The organism is Gallintestinimicrobium sp., assembly GCF_046968865.1.
GTDB classification, from domain to species: Bacteria; Bacillota; Clostridia; order Lachnospirales; family Lachnospiraceae; genus Gallintestinimicrobium; species Gallintestinimicrobium propionicum.
Genome location: NZ_JBKVPW010000003.1, coordinates 259360 through 277793 on the forward strand (window position 1 = coordinate 259360; position 18434 = coordinate 277793).

The window sequence follows — 18434 nt, forward strand, 5'->3', positions numbered from 1 at the left end:
GGATGAAAAAGAAAGAGATTTTGTGGATTCTTATTTTTGCATTATTATTTGGAAGCCCGTTTGTCAGCTGGTTTTTTCTGAAAAATTCTGTAGATACGCAAAATTATGAAAACCGGGAAGTGACAGAAATGCCGAAAATTTCCCTGGAAGAATATGCGCAATTTCCGCAGCAGTATGAGACGTATTTTAACGATAATATTCCGTGGAGGAATCAGTTGATTTCGTTAAACAGCGGACTGGATTTGTTTGCATTTCGGGACTCCTCCAATGAAAACGTCCTGATTGGAAAAGATGGATGGCTGTTTTTTACGGGAGGGACAAATCCGGTGGAACAGTCGACCGGGCAGCGACTTTTATCGGAAGCCGATCTTGAAAAAATTGCAGGACAGCTGACGCTTGTACAGCGCTGGGTACAGAGCAGGGGAGAAAAATTTATTTTCTTTCTTGCACCGAACAAAGAGACAATTTACCGGGAAAAGCTGCCGGAATCAGAAACAGTTGTTACCGACGAAACAGAGGCGTTTCAGCTGATAAATTATTTGAAAGAGCATACGGATATTTCGGTTGTCTGGCCGTATGAGGAGCTGATGGAAGCCAAAGCAGATAGTGGTATGTGGATTTACAGCAAACTGGATACGCACTGGGGAAATCCCGGAGCTTATATCGGTGCAAAAGCGCTGGCAGAGGAGTTGGAAGTGGAAATGCCGGAGCTTTCGGAAGTGTCTGCAGAGCTATCGGAGATTTCCCGTGGCGATCTTGCAAATATGTTAAATGTCAGCATTCCGAATGGGGATAGGGAATATCAGTTGAGCGGCTATGAAGTTGAGGATGGAAATCAGGGCGAATCGTATATGGAGTTTCATCAGAACAGCGGAAGCAGTCTGAAGCTTGCGATTCGGAGAGATTCTTTCGGGGCGAGACTGTCGAAGGTGTTACAGCATGCGTTTCAGGATGTTTATGTCGCACAGGGAGAAACGGATCTGATTGATGTGGATGCAGATGTCTTTGTTTATGAACTGGTCGAGCGAAGTCTGGAAAATCCGGATCTGGGGCTGCCTTATTTGTCTGTATTGTCAAACACGGATGAAAACGGCAAAGCAGTTACCCTGAAAGCGGAGTGCGATCTAAATGGCTTTTATATATCGGCGTTCCGGCAGCCGGATGGAACGGATGACTGGCAGGGGGTTTTGATCGGCGAGACGATTTCGCAGGAAGGGACAACATTTGCGGTGCCAGACGGAGAAAACGGAAGACTGCAGATTTATATGTTCCTGGACGCAAACGGGGAAAAACCGGTTCATGAAATGACACTGGAATATTAGGAAATGCTTCCTAATCCGTGAGAAAGATGATATACTGGAGCAACAGCGAGTCAACATGCTTGCATGATTGACGAGCGGCGACAGTAGCCCATGAACGAAGTTTATGGGCGGATGGGCGAAAGCCGGTAACGAACGAACAGCCTGAGTAAGCAGGCAAAAAAGCACGTTAGCGCGGGTTCGTGAGTGCACTTTCGGCGACCAAAAAGGAATTTTTATATGAAAAAGAAACTGAATTTACGGGATTTTGCCATCCTGCAGCTTGTCGTGCTGATCTACACCAGCTCCACGGTCATCAGCAAAATCGCGGCGCAGTCCGCGGAGAGCGGAAAAGGATGGACAATTTTGCTGCTCTACGGAGCAGAAATCGGAGTGCTGGGCATCTACGCGCTTTGCTGGCAGCAGGTCATCAAACGGGTGGAACTGTCTGTGGCGTATGCGAATCGGGCGATGGCGCTTTTGTGGTCACTTTTGTGGGCGGTATTACTGTTCGGGGAGCAGATTACGGTGAAAAAACTCATCGGCGTCGGACTGGTGCTTGCCGGGACGCTGATTATCAACGGAGGAAAGGAGCAGGAAAATCATGATTGATTATCATTACTTCTTTCTGATTGGATCCGTGCTTGTGGCGGCGGTTTCCCAGGTTTTATTAAAAAAAGGCGCCCTGCATCATTATGACAGCTGGATTCGGGAATATTTGAATCCGTGGGTGATCACGGGTTATATTTTGATGTTCGGCTCCGTGTTTTTAAGTATTATGGGACTTCGGGGCGTGGATTTTTTCAACGCCCCTGTCATTGATTCGCTGGGCTATGTATTGGTTCCGGTCTGCGGTGCGGTGTTTTTTCATGAAAAACTGACTGCTCGCAAATTAGTGGGAATATGCTGCATAGTTCTGGGAATGGCTGTGTTCTACCTTTGAGGTCAGCTGCAGCCATTTTGCATAATCGTAGGAGCGGCGCACATCTGCAGTGCAGGCGGCAAGCTCCGCCGGATCACCCAGACGGTCGCGGAAGGCACGTCGGTCTGTCGGGGCGAGATTGACATATTTCAGATAGGAAATCTTGAGTTCATTTAAATGGCCGCGACAGGCGGGACAGTATTTTTTGTGCCCGTTCAGCATGTGGATTCGTTTACAGTGACGGCAATAATGGATGTACATCATAAGCGTAACTCCTTTCTTTTGGGTGACAAAAGTCTTTGTCCGGATAAACATATTGTGCCATTTAGACAAAAAATACACAACGAAAAAACGTTTACAATTTTCGACAGGAAAGCTGGCAGGAGGGAATCAGTGGAGGAACAGCATAAGAAGAAAAAAACGGGAAGTGCCAAAAAAGCGGCTCCCCATGGGATAAAAGACAGAAAGAGCGTATCAGAACAGAAAAAAAAGGCGCAGCGCGCAGAACGTATTCCCGAGCGGAAAAAGTCGAACTGGGACGATGGAGAATTTCTCGATGACTGGGACGAGGTATCCGGCAAAACAGCAGCGCACAGCAATAAGCGCCGCGTGAAAAAGCCTGCCGGAAAAAGCAGTCAGACCTTTCATGAAAAAAGCAGTCAGAACCGCACTGTAAAGCGCTCTGGGTCCGCATCGACCGCAGCATCCGGCAGAAACCGAAAACACCGGTCTGCCAGAAAAGAGCCAATGGCGGCGCTGGATATCGCGATTGCTCTGACGGGCGTGCTGGTTTTGGCAGCGGCAGCGTTTACGACATCGATGTATCTGAGACGAAACGAGCAGAATAAGCAGATGGAGGCGGTGGCTGTAGTCGGGAAAAATCTGGAAGCGATCGGGATGTCCGGGGAAGAGGTTCTGTCGGCGGTCGCTGTCGCAGCGCAGAACGCCCCGGAGGAGGCTTCTGAAGAAGAGACGACGGAGACGGAAACCGGATATGAGGAAAAGGATCTGGAAGCCAATGTCGACGTTATTTTAAAGCTGTCTTCGATGCAGAAGGATATGAAAATTAAATTCGCGGACAAAAACTCCGGTAAGCTGATAGGAAATCAACCCTTTACCGTAAAGCTGGAGGGCGCGTCGAGCCAGAACGCAAAGGATGACGACAAGGACGGCATAATTTATTTAAAAGACTTAAAAGCAGGCGATTACGTCGTTACCGTGACCGGACCGGATGAAATCAGCGGCAGAAAAGCAGCCGGAATTTCCGGGCGAGTGACGGTAAAGGACAAGATTGAGTATAAAAAGGTCGACGTGACGGACGAGATCAAAAAGGAGTCGGAGATCAACGTGGCGAAAGAGGATACCGCGATTGCACCGGCAGTGGAATCGGTTCTGCAGGATACTGTGGAATGGGTTGCGTCCACCAAAACGCCGGCAGGAAACGGACAGGAATATGAAGAGGTCGGCAAGTCCGATATCCCGGAGCCTGCCCAGGCAAGACTTCTGGAGCCGGAGATAAAATACGCATATTTTGCAAAGGAAACGCAGATCGCCGTTTTCGACCAGACCAGGGAGGAATCCCCGGCAGAGAATGAGAATACGCCGCCGACCGAGAGCGAATCTTCCTCCGAGAGCGAAAGCACAAAGCCGTCCGAGAGTGAAGGTACAAAGCCTTCGGAAAGCGAATCGGAATCCGGAAGCAGCAAGCCGACGGAAAGCGAGAGCACGAAGCCATCCGAGAGTGAAAGTACAAAGCCTTCGGAAAGCGAATCTGCAACCGAAAGCAGCACTGCAGTGACAGAGCCGACAAAAACGCCGGAAACCAAGCCGGAGGAGGTAAAGGTCAAGAAAATCACGATCTCAGGCTCTGCAACGGTTGAGGTCGGACAGACTGTTTCCCTTTCTGTAACGGTATCGCCGGACAATGCAGCGAACAAGTCCGTTCGCTGGGAAATCGTTTCCGGAAAAGAGTTTGTCTCGGTGGATGATAAGGGAACGGTAAAAGGCGTAAAAGCCGGAGAAGCGAAGATCAAAGCGGTCGCGCAGGACGGCAGCAACGTAGAGAGCGGAATCAGCACCGTGAAGGTGACGGAGAAAAAGATAAACCGCGGCGATACAAAGACCTTATTGAAAGATAAAAACGGCAACCAGCTGTACTGCAAGGACGGGGATACCTACCGTGAGGCAACGACGGCGGATTATTATACCAAAGACAAATTTTACCGCAAAAAAGCGAATGTGGAATATCGGTATACCGGATGGCAGACGATCGACGGAAAACGCTTTTTCTATGACAAAAACGGGACCGCCGTTACCGGCGAACAGGTGATCCAGGGCGTGAAATACACGTTCAATGGGGACGGCAGCTTAAATACGGGAACTGTGATGGGAATTGACATTTCCAAACACAACGGCAATATCGACTGGAACGCAGTCAAAAATTCCGGTGTGCAGTATGTCATCCTGCGCTGCGGCTATCGCGGCTCGGCTTCGGGCGTGCTGGTCGAGGATCAGAAGTTTAAGAGCAATATTCAGGGCGCGACGGCGGCAGGTCTGAAGGTCGGCATTTATTTCTTCAGCCAAGCGGTGAATGAAGTGGAAGCGGTCGAAGAGGCCTCCATGACGCTTTCCCTGATTAAAAAATACAGAATCACTTATCCTGTCTATATTGACGTGGAGAGCGCGAATGGGCGCGCAGACGGAATTTCCAAAGCGGCGCGAACGTCTGTCATCAACGCATTCTGCCAGACGATCCGTAACAGCGGCTACACACCGGGACTATATGCGAACAAAAACTGGCTGACGGAAAAGATCAATACAGGCGCCCTTGGCGGCTGCAAGATCTGGCTGGCACAGTATGTTGCTGCACCGACCTATGGAGGACGTTACGAGATGTGGCAGTATTCGTCGAGAGGGTCGATTGCAGGAATCAAAGGAAATGTTGACTTAAACGTTAGCTATATGGGTTACTGATATCAGTCGTATTTTCCTGTTGGAAAAACACGGAAAATATGGTACACTGGAAAAAAATCAGGATTATGGGATTTTGCGTCCTTTTGCGCAGAATCGAAAAGGAGAAGAGGCATGAGAACCTATCTTGTTACCGGAGGAGCGGGGTTTATCGGTTCCAATTACATTCACTATATGTTCCGCAAGTATGACAACGAAATCCGCATCATCAATGTGGATGCGCTGACCTATGCGGGCAATCTCGAGAACTTAAAAGACATTGAAAACCGCGATAACTATACCTTCGTAAAAGCAAATATCTGCGATAAAGAAGCGATTGCAAAGATCTTTGCAGAAAACGATATTGACCGCGTAGTGCATTTTGCAGCGGAAAGCCATGTAGACAGAAGCATCAAAAATCCCGAAGTATTCGTACAGACCAACGTGCTGGGTACTGCCGTGATGTTAAACTGCGCAAAGAACGCGTGGGAGCTTCCGGACGGCACCTTTAAGCCGGGCAAGAAATTCCTGCATGTTTCGACGGATGAAGTATACGGCTCTTTGAGCGAAGATGGCGGCTATTTCTATGAGACAACCCCCTATGCGCCCCACAGCCCGTATTCTGCCAGCAAGGCAGGATCTGATATGCTTGTAAAAGCGTATATGGATACCTATCATTTCCCTGCAAATATCACAAACTGCTCTAATAACTACGGCCCTTACCAGTTTCCGGAAAAGCTGATTCCGCTGATCATCAACAATGCGCTGCACGGCAAGAAGCTTCCGGTATACGGCGACGGCAAGAACGTCCGCGACTGGCTGTATGTCGAAGACCACGCAAAGGCCATCGACATGGTGCAGGAGCAGGGCAGACTGTTCGAAACCTACAATGTAGGCGGTCATAACGAAAAACAGAACATTCAGATCATCGAAATCATTATCGAGACCCTGCAGGAGATGCTTGCAGACGACGACCCGCGCAAGGCGCTTGTCAGCAAGGATCTGATTACCTATGTAGCAGACCGTAAGGGACACGACAGAAGATACGCGATCGCTCCCGACAAGATCAAGGAAGAGATCGGCTGGTATCCGGAGACGATGTTCAAAGAAGGCATCAAAAAGACCATTGCATGGTACTTCGAGCATGAAGACTGGATGGAGCGCGTAACCAGCGGCGACTACCAGAAATATTATAACGAAATGTACAAAGCCTGAGAAATTTCCGGACTGCCGGGAGGAAAATGCCGGACAGACCGAAGAAAACAGGGCTTTGTATACCAGAATGGGGACGGCGCGCGACACCGTTCCCCTTTTGGCGCATCTGGGCAGGAGCGCACGGCGGTAGAACAGTGCTGCCGGGCAGTAGAACAGTGCCGCCGGAGCGATCCTGTAAAGCAAAATGTTTTTCATACAGGCGAATGAACGCATAGGAATGGAGGAATCTATGAAAGGTATCATTCTTGCAGGCGGCTCTGGAACCCGCCTTTATCCGCTGACCAAGGCGGTATCCAAACAGATTATGCCGGTTTACGACAAACCGATGATTTATTATCCACTCTCCACACTAATGCTGGCGGGCATCCGGGAGATTCTGATTATTTCCACGCCCAGGGATCTGCCTGCTTTTAAAGAACTGTTCGGTACAGGCGAGCAGCTGGGACTTTCGATGTCCTATGCGGTTCAGGAGACGCCCCGCGGACTGGCAGACGCATTTTTGATCGGCGCGGATTTCATCGGAAACGACAGCGTTGCCCTCGTTCTGGGCGACAATATTTTCTATGGACAGAGCTTTTCCAGAGTGCTGCGTCAGGCGGCGGAGAGGGAAAAAGGCGCGACAATTTTCGGCTATTTTGTCCGCGATCCCAGAGAATACGGCGTGGTGGAATTTGATGAAAACGGCAAAGCGCTTTCCATCGAGGAAAAGCCGGAGCATCCCAAGAGCAACTACGCAGTTCCCGGACTGTATTTTTATGATAACGACGTTGTGGAAATCGCCCGCAACGTAAAGCCGTCTGCAAGAGGCGAGATCGAAATCACTTCGATCAACAACGAATATCTGCGCAGAGGGACGCTGATGGTGGAGACGCTGGGCAGAGGCTTTGCATGGCTCGATACCGGCAACCACGATGCACTGCTGGATGCGGCAGATTTCGTCGCAGCGGTACAGAAGCGTCAGGGCATGTACATTTCCTGCATTGAGGAAATCGCGTTCCGCAGAGGTTTTATCGATAAACAGCAGCTCTTAAAGCTTGCGGAGCCGCTGATGAAGACCAACTATGGCAAATATCTTGTAGAGGTCGCAAACGGACTTTAAAAACGGAACAGGAGAATAGAAAAATGGGAAAAATTTCAGTAGAAACATGTCATATCGAAGGTCTTAAGGTGATCACCCCCCAGGTGTTCGGCGACGCCCGCGGTTACTTTATGGAGACTTATAACTACAACGATTACAAGGAAGCCGGCATCGATCAGGTTTTCGTACAGGACAACCAGTCCGCATCCAAAAAAGGCGTTCTGCGGGGGCTTCATTTCCAGATCAATTACCCCCAGGACAAACTGGTGAGAGCGATTCGCGGCGAAGTGTTTGACGTTGCGGTTGACTTACGTCCCGGCTCCAAAACCTATGGTCAGTGGTACGGTGTGCTGCTTTCCGAAGAGAACAAAAAGCAGTTCTTTATCCCCAAGAATTTCGCACACGGCTTTGTAGTGCTGTCGGATTATGCGGAATTTGCCTATAAATGCACCGACTTCTATCATCCCAACGACGAAGGCGGTCTGGCATGGAACGATCCCCAGATCGGCGTAGAATGGCCGATTCCGGAAGGAATGGAACTGACCTTGTCTGACAAAGATAAAAAGTGGGGCTCTTTTGCCGAATTTACAGAAAGCAGAAATAAATGAAGAGACTGAATAAAAAAACAGGAATCGCCATATTCACTGCGGTGATGGCGATTCTTGCCGTTATTATCCTTGTTTATCATAATCCCCTTGCCAATCCGCAGGATGAGCTGCTGAAAAAAGTGATTGCCTGCGTGCTGATCGTGGCGGCGGTCATTGCCTTTATCCGGTTATACGATAAGATCACGGTACTGCCGGTGGAATTATACCAGAACCGCAGGCTGATCTGGAAACTGGCAAAGAGCGATTTCAAAAAGCGCTACGCAGGCTCTTATATGGGAGCGTTCTGGGCGATGGTGCAGCCGGTCATCACAGTTGCGATGTACTGGGTTGTTTTCGTGATTATTTTCCCAAACCGGACTGGTTATGCCTCCGGAGGCGTAGAAGGTGTTCCGTATATCCTGTTTCTGACAGCGGGACTGGTGCCCTGGTTTTATTTTTCCGAAGCCCTGACCAGCGCAATGGTATCGCTGCTGGAATATAATTACCTGGTAAAAAAAGTCGTATTCAAAATCAGTATCCTGCCGATTATCAAGATTATTGCAGCGACATTTATTCATGCGTTTTTCGTGCTGGTTTTACTGATCGTGGCAGCATTAAATGGTTATTATCCGAGCCTGTATACACTGCAGGTATTTTATTACAGCTTCTGCATGTTCGTTTTTGTACTGGCACTCAGTTATACGACCTGCTCGGTTGTTATCTTTTTCAGGGATCTGCAGTCCATTGTCAATATCTTTCTGCAGGTCGGTATGTGGGCAACTCCGGTGCTGTGGAATATCAATGATTTTCCGATGAAGCTTCAGATGATCGTGAAAATCAATCCGCTTGTATACATTGTGGAGGGCTACAGAAGCGCTGTATACGGAAAACAGTGGTTCTGGGAGGATTTTTACTCCACGGTTTATTTCTGGATTATCACGGTGGTGCTGTTTGGCATTGGTGCGCTGATTTTCAAGAAACTCAAGATTCATTTTGCGGATATCATGTAAAGGAAAACTGGTTATGGAACAAAAAGAACTGGCAATTCATGTGGACAGGGTGAGCAAAGTATACAAGCTGTACCGCAGAAACCGGGACCGTCTGATCGAATCCCTGGGACTGACAAAAAAGAAACTTTCCACGCCGCATTACGCATTAAAGGATGTCAGTCTGGACATTTATAAAGGAGAGACTGTCGGCATTATTGGCACGAACGGCTCCGGCAAATCGACGATTTTAAAGATTATCACCGGCGTATTACATGAGACGAGCGGCACTGTGCAGGTAAACGGCAGAATTTCCGCCTTGCTGGAGCTGGGCGCAGGCTTTAACATGGAATACAACGGCATCGAAAATATTTATCTGAATGGAACGATGATCGGTTTTTCTGAAAAAGAAATTGATGAAAAGCTGCAGGATATCCTGGATTTTGCGGATATCGGGGACTATGTGTACCAGCCGGTAAAGACCTATTCCAGCGGTATGTTTGTCCGACTGGCATTTGCAGTTGCCATCAATATCGACCCGGAAATCCTGATCGTCGATGAGGCGCTTTCGGTTGGCGACGTATTTTTCCAGGCAAAATGCTATCGAAAATTCGAGGAATTCAAGAAAAAAGGCAAGACGATCCTGTTCGTCAGCCACGATCTGAGCGCGATCAGCAAATATTGCGACCGTGCGATCCTGTTAAATCAGGGCGTAAAGCTCGGAGAAGGCTTGCCCAAAGACATGATCGACGCCTACAAGCAGGTGCTGGTGGGACAGTACGAAACGCCTAAGGCTGGCGTGGATGTACCTGACCTGACGGCGGACGGGGATGTTCGGGCGGCGCTTGACAAACAGAAAAAGAAGCAGGAAGCGGCGCGCATGGGCGTCAACCCGGAGACACTGGAATACGGCACGAAGCAGGCGGAAATTGTTTCGTATTACATTACGGACAAAAACGACGTGCAGACGACCGCAATTTTAAAGGGCGACGAATTCACGATGCATATGAAGGTGAAAATCGGTCAGGATCTTCCGGCACCGATCTTTGCTTTTTCCATCAAAAACATCAAGGGCGTGGAGATCACGGGAACGAACACGATGTTTGAAAAGACGTTTCTGGAGAGCGTAAAGGCAGGTCAGGTGCTGGAAATTACATTCCGCCAGAAGATGCGCCTGCAGGGCGGTGACTATCTCATATCCCTGGGTGTGACAGGATATGAAAAAGATACGTTTAAAGTGTATCATCGCCTTTATGACGTGCTGAATATTACGGTCGTGTCCGACAAGGATACGGTGGGCTATTTTGATATGGAATCTCAGGTTGAGGTGAAGGAGATTTAACGTATGCAGACAGGCAGGACAGAGAAGATCGGGAATGTTGTGCTGGATTATTCCCATTATCCGGAACAGGATTTTTACTGCGACGGAGCGTCGGAGGATGCACTTTTGGAGCTGGTAAAAACAATCCCGCCCCGGGAATATCCCCAGGAAATCTATAAAGCGGCGAGCTGGGAGGTGCTTTACCACCTTTCCGACCTGCGGGAAAATATCGTCGGATGGCTGCCTGTTGACAAAAGCATGAAGGTGCTGGAAATCGGTTCCGGCTGCGGCGCGATTACGGGAAGCCTCGCACAGAAGGCAGGCAGCGTAACCTGCGTCGACCTTTCGAAAAAACGCAGCTTGATCAACGCTTACCGCCATCAGGACCGTGACAACGTGACGATCCATGTGGGCAACTTTTCGGACATCGAGCCGGATCTGCCGACGGATTATGATTTTGTCTGTCTGATCGGCGTGTTCGAATACGGGCAGAGCTATATCGGCGGAAAAACCCCCTTTCACGATTTCTACCGGATTATCAAAAAACATGTGAAATCCGATGGACATATCGTGATTGCGATAGAGAATAAGCTTGGTTTAAAATATTGGGCGGGATGCCGGGAAGACCACGTCGGCACGTTTTTTTCGGGCCTGGAGGATTACCCTCAGGGCGGTGCGGCTCGCACCTTTTCCCGGAGCGGTCTGGAAAAAATCCTGAAAGAATGCGGTGAGACGGAATATCATTTCTACTACCCTTATCCGGATTATAAATTTATGACGACGCTGTACTCCGACCGGTATCTGCCGAAAGTCGGAGAACTATCTAATAACATACGGAATTTCGACCGTGACCGGATGCTGCTGTTCGATGAAAAAAAGGTGTTCGACATGCTCATCCGCGAGGGACTGTTTGGACAGTACAGCAATTCGTTCCTCGTGATGACAGGGCCCATGACGGATATTGTATACAGCCGTTTTTCCAACGACAGGGCGGAGCATCTGAGCATTCGCACGGATATTCTGGAAAAGGACGGAAAACACACTGTCCGGAAATATCCGGCAGCCTCAGCTGCTGCGGCACATATTGAAGCCCTGGCAGAAAATGAATGCGTCTTCACAGAACGGTTTAAAGGCAGCACCCTCTCAGTCAACCGTCTGGAATTGAAACGGAATCCGGATGGATTGCCCTTTGCGGAAATCGAATATCTCGAAAATAGCCGGACATTGGAAGAGCTGCTGGATGAGTGCTTACAGAACAATGACGAAGCTGGTTTTGATAAGCTGTTTGACCGTTACTGCAAAATCGCAGCGTGGAAAGCGGAGGGGACGAAGCAGGATTATGACCTGACCTTCCCGAATATCTGCGTACAGGGTGATATCTGGACGATGATCGATTACGAGTGGACGACAGACAAGCTGACGCCGCAGCAGATCATCAGCCGGGCATTGAACTGCTATGGTCAGGAGGATCCGGTTCGGATGGAGCATCCGATTGTGAAAAAGCATCTGGAAGCCCTCGGCATCGGCAAAGAGCAGATGTATGAGCTTTCGGAAAAAGAGCTGGCGTTCCAGCATTTTGTCCTGCAGGAAAAGGACGGTCGGAGCCGGACGGCCCTTGGACAGCTTCGGCATCTGATCGGCAACCGAGCTGTGCCGTATCAGGAATTTTTTGCCCGGGCGGACCGCAAAAAGGTGCAGGTATTTGAAGACTTCGGCGCAGGATATACACCGGAGCATTCTTATTATCAATATGATGCATATGAGGCGGACGATCTGATCAACGCCAGGATCATCTGCAAAGCAGGTACAAAAGCGATTCGCTTAGATCCTGCGGAGCTGCCGTGTCTGGTACAGATTCATAGAATCGAATGGCGCGGAAAAGCGCTGACGCGGGCACAGCTGGATCAGTGCCTGTCGACGAACGGACAGGTGCTTGCAGATACCCCGGACCATGTTCCGACGGTACTGTTTGAAACAGGAGATCCGAACATCAGCGTTCGGCTGGATTGTCTGGACAACGAGGCGACGGATGGCGAAGCGCTGATCATCCGGGCACAGATCGCATGGCTGTCGGCGGAAATGCTGCAGGATATTCAGGCGCGCCTGGCGGCAGCGGCAAGGAGGAAAGGTTTTTGGTTTCAAAGATAAAAGAAACAATTCAGAATAATCTGGTAAAGAAAAGATACCGCTGGTATCAGGAGCAGATTCAGAAACAGACCCTCACCTATGACGAGTGGATTCGGGAAAAGGAAGCACAGGAGGACGAGGCACTGCGCGCAGAGTACAGGGCAGAGCACGCGGAGGTGATCTCCTACGATGAGTGCCGCGCGGATTTTGATGTGCGGCGGTATGGAAATGGCGCAACGCCGGCGGACGTCCTGATTTTCCACGCGCCGGACGCAAGCCCGGACACGAGAGGCATTTCACATGTGCTCAGCTGGTTTGAAGCCCATCCTGAAACGGTGATCGCCTACGCGGACGAGGATGAAATCGACGAAGCCGGTAAGCGCAAAAATCCCTGGCTGAAGCCGGACTGGTCGCCGGATACACTGATGTCCTGCTTTTATTTCGGCGGATTCTTTGCGGTGCGCAGACAGGCGATGGAGAACTGTCCGTGGCTGGCAGATGAGAACCCACTGCGCAACCTTTATGACCTGGTGCTGCGCCTGACGGAAATCGAGAATGGAACGGCGCATATCGACAGTGTGCTGTTTCATCATGAAAAAATCGAAGTCTGGGGTATGGAAGAGACGTATGATGATCTGAAAAAGGCGGCATATGTAAGAAGAGGCTGGCCTCTTACGCCCTCCGGGAAGGTTTCAATCATCATCCCGACCAAGGATCATCCCCATATTTTATCGAATTGCATTCATTCTGTCCTGGAAAGTGGAAACTACCGGGATTTTGAGATCATCGTTGTGGATAACGGAAGCAATGAACAAAACCGTGCAAGAATTGAACGGATGCGCGATATGTTGAACGAGGATTTCCGGTTCGTTTATCACTATGAACCGATGGAGTTCAATTTTTCCAAAATGTGTAACCTTGGCGTGTCCCTGGCGACCGGCGATTACATCCTGTTATTGAATGATGATATCGAAATTACGCAGGACAACTGGCTGGAAAAGCTGATGGAAAAGGCGGTTCTGCCGCATGTCGGCGCGGTGGGCGCAAAGCTGATCTATCCGGGCACGGAGATCATTCAGCACGCGGGCATCACCAACATTCATCTGGGGCCTGCACACAAGCTGCAGTTCCGCTCCGATGCGCTGAAATTTTATTTCGGGCGCAACCGCATGGCGATGGATGTCCTGGGTGTAACCGGAGCCTGCCTGCTGGTGAAAAAAAGCATTTACGATCAGGCGCAAGGACTGTCCGAGAACCTGCGTGTCGCGTTCAACGACGTGGAATTCTGCTATCATGTATATGAAATGGGCTATTACAACGTGGTACGCAACGACGTGACGCTGACGCATCATGAATCCTTAAGCCGCGGTGCGGACGACAGCACGGAAAAGCTGCGCCGCCTGCATCAGGAACTGAATCTGCTCTATGAACTGCACCCGTCCCTATACGGAACCGACCCGTTCTATCACAGATATCTGGTAAAGGATGTGCTGGATGCGGAATTTTATACGGGCTGCCGTTATGATTTTGACAAAAGAGTGGAAAAAGTTTCCCCTGAGAAGATCGAGGGTGTTCTGGAACCGCAGTGGCATAACGAGGTGCTGCGCATCGGTGTGGAGTTCGCCGGGGACATGGGGCGCTGGCAAAGAGGCGCTGCAGGAGCAGGAACTGGCGACTGGATGATCCAGGGCTGGACGTGGGCACTGCAGGTTGACAACTGTCGGTACGATTTTTCCCTGTTGTTAAAGAAGGTGGAGACCGGCTATATTGCGCCCGGCTCCAGTACGGAAGCGATTCCTGAGGATCGGGGCGAGGTCTGGAGGATTCCCTGTACGAGGCAGTTCCGCCCGGATATCGACGAAAATCTGCACGGAATTGTCCATACCGAGCTGCCGGGCGTGTGCGTGACCTTCGATCGGGACAGCCTGCCGGAGGGAGACTACCTGATCGGCTTTTTGTGGGAAGATACCTGCTCGCGGCAGAAGCTTTACCGCTTCAGTCCGGAAATGCTTACAGTGAGGAAATAATAAAATCATGGAAGAAAAAAAGGACTATCAGGACGCTTACGAGAAAGAACATTATAAAGCCGTTTATCTGGCAAACCGGGTCGCTGAGCTGGAGGATCAGGTGGACGATCTGCAGTTCAAATTGAACCGCATCAAAAACAATCCGATCTGGAAAGCGTCCGGCCCTGCCAGAAAGTGCATGCATTTTGTGATCCGCCAGAAGGACCGTTTGAAAAATTGCGGCAGCCTGTCGGGCGTGATTGCAAAGGTACGCTATAAATCCTGGGAAAAGAAGGCGATGACCCATTACGGCACCCAGAGCTTCCCGTCCGCAGAGGAAAGACAGAAGCAGGAGGCGGCTGTCTTTGAACGGATGCCCAAGATCAGTATTCTTGTTCCGCTGTGGAACACGCCGGAAAGCTTTTTAACCGAGATGATCGGCTCCGTCCAGTGGCAGACCTACAAAAACTGGGAGCTGTGTCTGGCGGACGGTTCGGACGATGCGCACGCCTATGTCGGTGAATACTGCAAAAGGCTGGCGGCGCAGGATTCGAGAATCGTTTATCAGAAGCTTGCCAAAAACGAGGGCATTTCGGGCAACACGAACGAATGCTATAAGCTTGCATCCGGCGAGTTTATCGGGCTGTTTGACCACGACGATATTCTGCATCCCTGCGCACTTTACGAGTATGTAAAGGCGATCAACGAAAAGGATGCGGACTTTATTTACTGTGATGAGGCGACGTTTAAGAGCCCGGACATCAACAAGATGATCACGATGCACTTCAAGCCGGATTATGCGATCGACAACCTGCGCGCGAACAACTATATTTGTCATTTCAGCGTATTTTCCAGAGAGCTGTTGGATGGCACGGAGCTGTTTCGGACAAAATTTGACGGCAGCCAGGATCATGACATGATTCTGCGCCTGACGGACAATGCGAAGCATATCGTCCATGTGCCGAAGCTTCTGTATTATTGGCGCTCCCATGCAGGCAGTGTTGCGGGCAATATCGAGGCAAAGCCTTACGTGGTCGAAGCGGCGAGAGGCGCGGTTGCGGATCATTTGCGCAGACACGGCTTCAAAAACTTTACAATTACGAGCACTCGCGCGTTTGAGACGATTTTTAAAATCAGTTATGAAATTATCGGGGAACCGAAGATTTCTATCATTATTCCGAACAAGGATCATGTGGAAGACCTGCGCCGCTGTATCAGCTCCATTGTGGAAAAATCGACCTGGGAAAACTACGAGATCATTGTCGTGGAGAACAACAGCGAGACGAAGGAGATTTTTTCCTACTATGACGAGCTGCAGAATAATCCGCAGATCCGCGTGGTGACCTTCGAGGGTAAATTTAATTATTCGAAAATCAACAATTTCGGCGTCTCTCTTGCGACCGGAGACTATGTGCTGTTGTTAAACAATGATACGCAGGTAATTACGATCAACTGGATGGAAGAGCTTCTGATGTATGCGCAGCGCCCGGATGTCGGCGCAGTCGGCGGAAAGCTTTACTATGGGGATAAAACGATCCAGCATGCGGGCGTCGTGATCGGGCTTGGCGCGCATCGGACGGCAGGACATGTGCATTACCGCCAGAAACGGGAAAATTTAGGATACATGGGACGTCTGTGCTATGCGCAGGACATGACGGCAGTAACCGGAGCATGTCTTTTGGTGAAAAAATCGCTCTATGAGCAGGTCGGCGGTCTGGACGAGAGCTTTGAAATTTCATTAAACGATGTGGACTTCTGTTTGAAGCTGCGCAAGGCTGGTTATCTGAACGTCTTTACGCCCTTTGCCGAGCTGTATCACTTCGAATCGATTTCGAGAGGATTAGACGATCAGGGAGAAAAAGCAAAACGGTATAACGAAGAGTCCGAACGCTTCCGCAACAAATGGAAAGCCGAGCTGGAAGCCGGAGATCCTTATTTCAACCCGAATTTTTCGTTAGATAAATCTGACTTTTCTTTACGGGTCTGAAAAAATAGTGTATACTGACTTAAAGAAGATGCACTGCAGCCAAGGGAAGACTGACAGGCAGGGACGTAAGAGACGGCAGGCATCAGAAAAGATGGAGGTAGCAAAAGCGATGAATTACATGGATCAGTACAAATTCTGGCTGGAGGATTCCTACTTTGATGAAGGAACCAAGGAAGAGCTCCGTAAAATTGCAGATAATCAGGCGGAGATTGAAGATCGTTTTTACAAGGATCTGGCGTTTGGTACCGGCGGTCTGCGCGGTGTGATCGGAGCCGGAACCAACCGGATGAATATTTATACTGTCAGAAAAGCAACACAGGGTCTGGCAAACTACATTTTAAAGCAGGGCGGCGCTGACAAGGGTGTTGCAATTGCATACGACAGCCGTTATTATTCTCCCGAATTTGCAGATGAGGCTGCACTGTGCATGGCTGCAAACGGCATTAAGGCGTATGTATTCGATGAACTCCGTCCGACACCTGAGCTGTCCTTTGCACTGCGTACCTTAGGCTGTATTTCCGGTATCGTTGTAACGGCGAGCCACAATCCTCCGGAATACAACGGCTACAAGGTTTACTGGGAGGACGGTGCACAGGTAACTGCCCCCAAGGATCATGAGATCATCGACGAGGTAGAGCATGTAACCGATTTCCATACGGTAAAAACCATGTCCAAGGACGATGCCATTGAAGCCGGTCTGTATCAGTACATCGGCGAAGAAATCGACGTTGCCTACATGGAAGAGTTAAAGAAACAGATCATTCATCCCGAAATCATCAAGGAAGTAGCGGATGAACTGAAAATCGTGTACACACCGTTCCATGGTACCGGCAACAAGCCCGTCAGAAGAATTCTGGCTGAGCTGGGCTTCAAGCACGTTTATGTTGTTCCTGAACAGGAACGTCCCGATCCTGCATTTACGACGCTGGATTACCCGAACCCTGAAGATCCCAAGGCATTTACCCTGGCATTAAAGCTTGCAAAGAAGGTGGACGCAGACATCGTTCTGGCTACTGACCCGGATGCAGACCGTCTCGGCATTTATGCAAAGGATTCCAAGACCGGCGAGTACATGCCCTTCACCGGCAACATGTCCGGCATGCTGATTGCAGAGTACATTCTGCGCGAGCGCACCGCTACCAACCGGATGCCGGTTGATCCTGTTATGGTATCCACCATCGTTACGACCAACATGGCAGCAGCGATTGCAGCAGATTATAACGTAGAATTAAGAGAAGTTCTGACCGGCTTTAAGTATATCGGCGAGCAGATCAAATGGATGGAGCAGGCTGGGAAAGGCCACTATGTATTCGGTCTGGAAGAGTCCTACGGCTGTCTGGCAGGCACCCATGCAAGAGATAAGGACGCGATCGTTGCAGTAATGTGTCTGTGCGAGACCGCTGCATGGTGCAAGAAGCACGGCATGACCTGCTGGGATCAGATGCTTGCACTGTATGAGAAATATGGCTACTACAAAGAAACCCAGTATGCCATCACCCTGAAGGGAATCGACGGCGCAGCCCAGATCTCCGCAATGATGGATAAGCTTCGCAGCAATCCTCCGAAGAATTTCGGCGACCTGCAGGTTGTAGAGATGCGCGACTACGATAAGGATCAGGTTAAAGATATGGCAACCGGCGCGGTTCGCCCGACCGGACTTCCCAAGTCCAACGTTCTGTACTTTGAACTGACCAACAATTCCTGGTGCTGTGCACGTCCGTCCGGAACCGAGCCCAAGATCAAATTCTATATGGGCGTAAAGGGAACCAGTCTGGAAGATGCACAGGCAAAGGTTGACAAGCTGACCGCTGACCTGAAGGCAATTCTGTAAAAGAAAAAGCCGGAGCACCAGCAGCGTATTTTGCAGCAAAAATGCAGCATGCGCTCTGGCATAGGGTTTATATCACGAATCAAAAGGACACGGCGCGTGCCCGGTGTCGGAGTTTTCCGGCACTTGG

14 protein-coding genes are annotated in these 18434 nt (G+C 49.9%); 13 read left to right on the forward strand and 1 reads right to left on the reverse strand.

Annotated elements, in window-relative coordinates; genetic code table 11:
* The first annotated feature begins 2 nt into the window (after positions 1 to 2).
* The 3 genes from ACLTOQ_RS04630 to ACLTOQ_RS04640 all read left to right on the forward strand — a co-directional run bounded on the left by ACLTOQ_RS04630 (position 3) and on the right by ACLTOQ_RS04640 (position 2241).
* On the forward strand, positions 3 to 1322 hold the full coding sequence (locus ACLTOQ_RS04630; protein ID WP_412318908.1) for an alginate O-acetyltransferase AlgX-related protein: 1320 nt from the start codon (positions 3 to 5) through the stop codon (positions 1320 to 1322).
* Between the two features lie 216 nt (positions 1323 to 1538).
* Positions 1539 to 1910, forward strand: coding sequence for an EamA family transporter (locus tag ACLTOQ_RS04635; RefSeq protein ID WP_412318909.1), 372 nt, complete (start codon positions 1539 to 1541; stop codon positions 1908 to 1910).
* Positions 1903 to 2241, forward strand: coding sequence for an EamA family transporter (locus tag ACLTOQ_RS04640; RefSeq protein WP_337673467.1), 339 nt, complete (start codon positions 1903 to 1905; stop codon positions 2239 to 2241). The genes ACLTOQ_RS04635 and ACLTOQ_RS04640 overlap by 8 nt, the downstream gene beginning before the upstream one ends.
* Here ACLTOQ_RS04640 and ACLTOQ_RS04645 read toward each other — a convergent pair.
* Positions 2191 to 2484: a hypothetical protein gene (locus ACLTOQ_RS04645; protein ID WP_337673466.1), complete on the reverse strand. Its 294-nt coding sequence runs from the start codon at positions 2482 to 2484 to the stop codon at positions 2191 to 2193. The genes ACLTOQ_RS04640 and ACLTOQ_RS04645 overlap by 51 nt on opposite strands.
* A 129-nt stretch (positions 2485 to 2613) precedes the next feature.
* Here ACLTOQ_RS04645 and ACLTOQ_RS04650 point away from each other — a divergent pair, with 129 nt between their 5' ends.
* The 10 genes from ACLTOQ_RS04650 (at position 2614) to ACLTOQ_RS04695 (ending at position 18307) form a co-directional block, all read left to right on the forward strand.
* Entirely contained in the window at positions 2614 to 5193 is a 2580-nt protein-coding gene (locus tag ACLTOQ_RS04650; protein ID WP_412318911.1) for a GH25 family lysozyme, read from the forward strand.
* Between the two features lie 111 nt (positions 5194 to 5304).
* Positions 5305 to 6384, forward strand: a complete 1080-nt coding sequence (rfbB, locus tag ACLTOQ_RS04655; RefSeq protein WP_117962278.1) for a dTDP-glucose 4,6-dehydratase — start codon at positions 5305 to 5307, stop codon at positions 6382 to 6384.
* A 229-nt stretch (positions 6385 to 6613) separates the two neighbouring features.
* On the forward strand, positions 6614 to 7483 hold the full coding sequence (rfbA, locus tag ACLTOQ_RS04660; protein WP_021916179.1) for a glucose-1-phosphate thymidylyltransferase RfbA: 870 nt from the start codon (positions 6614 to 6616) through the stop codon (positions 7481 to 7483).
* Positions 7484 to 7506: 23 nt separating this feature from the next.
* Positions 7507 to 8070, forward strand: coding sequence for a dTDP-4-dehydrorhamnose 3,5-epimerase (gene rfbC, locus ACLTOQ_RS04665; protein ID WP_021916178.1), 564 nt, complete (start codon positions 7507 to 7509; stop codon positions 8068 to 8070).
* Complete coding sequence (locus tag ACLTOQ_RS04670; RefSeq protein ID WP_118495736.1) at positions 8067 to 9059, forward strand: ABC transporter permease; 993 nt, start codon at positions 8067 to 8069, stop codon at positions 9057 to 9059. Before rfbC ends, ACLTOQ_RS04670 begins: the two co-directional genes overlap by 4 nt.
* Before the next feature lie 13 nt (positions 9060 to 9072).
* Positions 9073 to 10377, forward strand: a complete 1305-nt coding sequence (locus tag ACLTOQ_RS04675) for an ABC transporter ATP-binding protein (RefSeq protein ID WP_412287542.1) — start codon at positions 9073 to 9075, stop codon at positions 10375 to 10377.
* Between the two features lie 3 nt (positions 10378 to 10380).
* Positions 10381 to 12504: a class I SAM-dependent methyltransferase gene (locus ACLTOQ_RS04680; protein WP_412318912.1), complete on the forward strand. Its 2124-nt coding sequence runs from the start codon at positions 10381 to 10383 to the stop codon at positions 12502 to 12504.
* A complete protein-coding gene (locus tag ACLTOQ_RS04685; protein WP_412287544.1) occupies positions 12489 to 14510 on the forward strand; it encodes a glycosyltransferase family 2 protein in 2022 nt (673 codons plus the stop codon). Before ACLTOQ_RS04680 ends, ACLTOQ_RS04685 begins: the two co-directional genes overlap by 16 nt.
* A 7-nt stretch (positions 14511 to 14517) precedes the next feature.
* Positions 14518 to 16476 carry a glycosyltransferase family 2 protein gene (locus ACLTOQ_RS04690; protein WP_262585053.1) on the forward strand — a complete coding sequence of 653 codons (1959 nt, stop codon included), beginning with the start codon at positions 14518 to 14520 and terminating at the stop codon, positions 16474 to 16476.
* Between the two features lie 109 nt (positions 16477 to 16585).
* The gene (locus ACLTOQ_RS04695; protein ID WP_308728118.1) at positions 16586 to 18307 is read left to right on the forward strand and encodes a phospho-sugar mutase; all 1722 of its coding nucleotides are present in this window, start codon (positions 16586 to 16588) and stop codon (positions 18305 to 18307) included.
* Positions 18308 to 18434 lie beyond the last annotated feature (127 nt).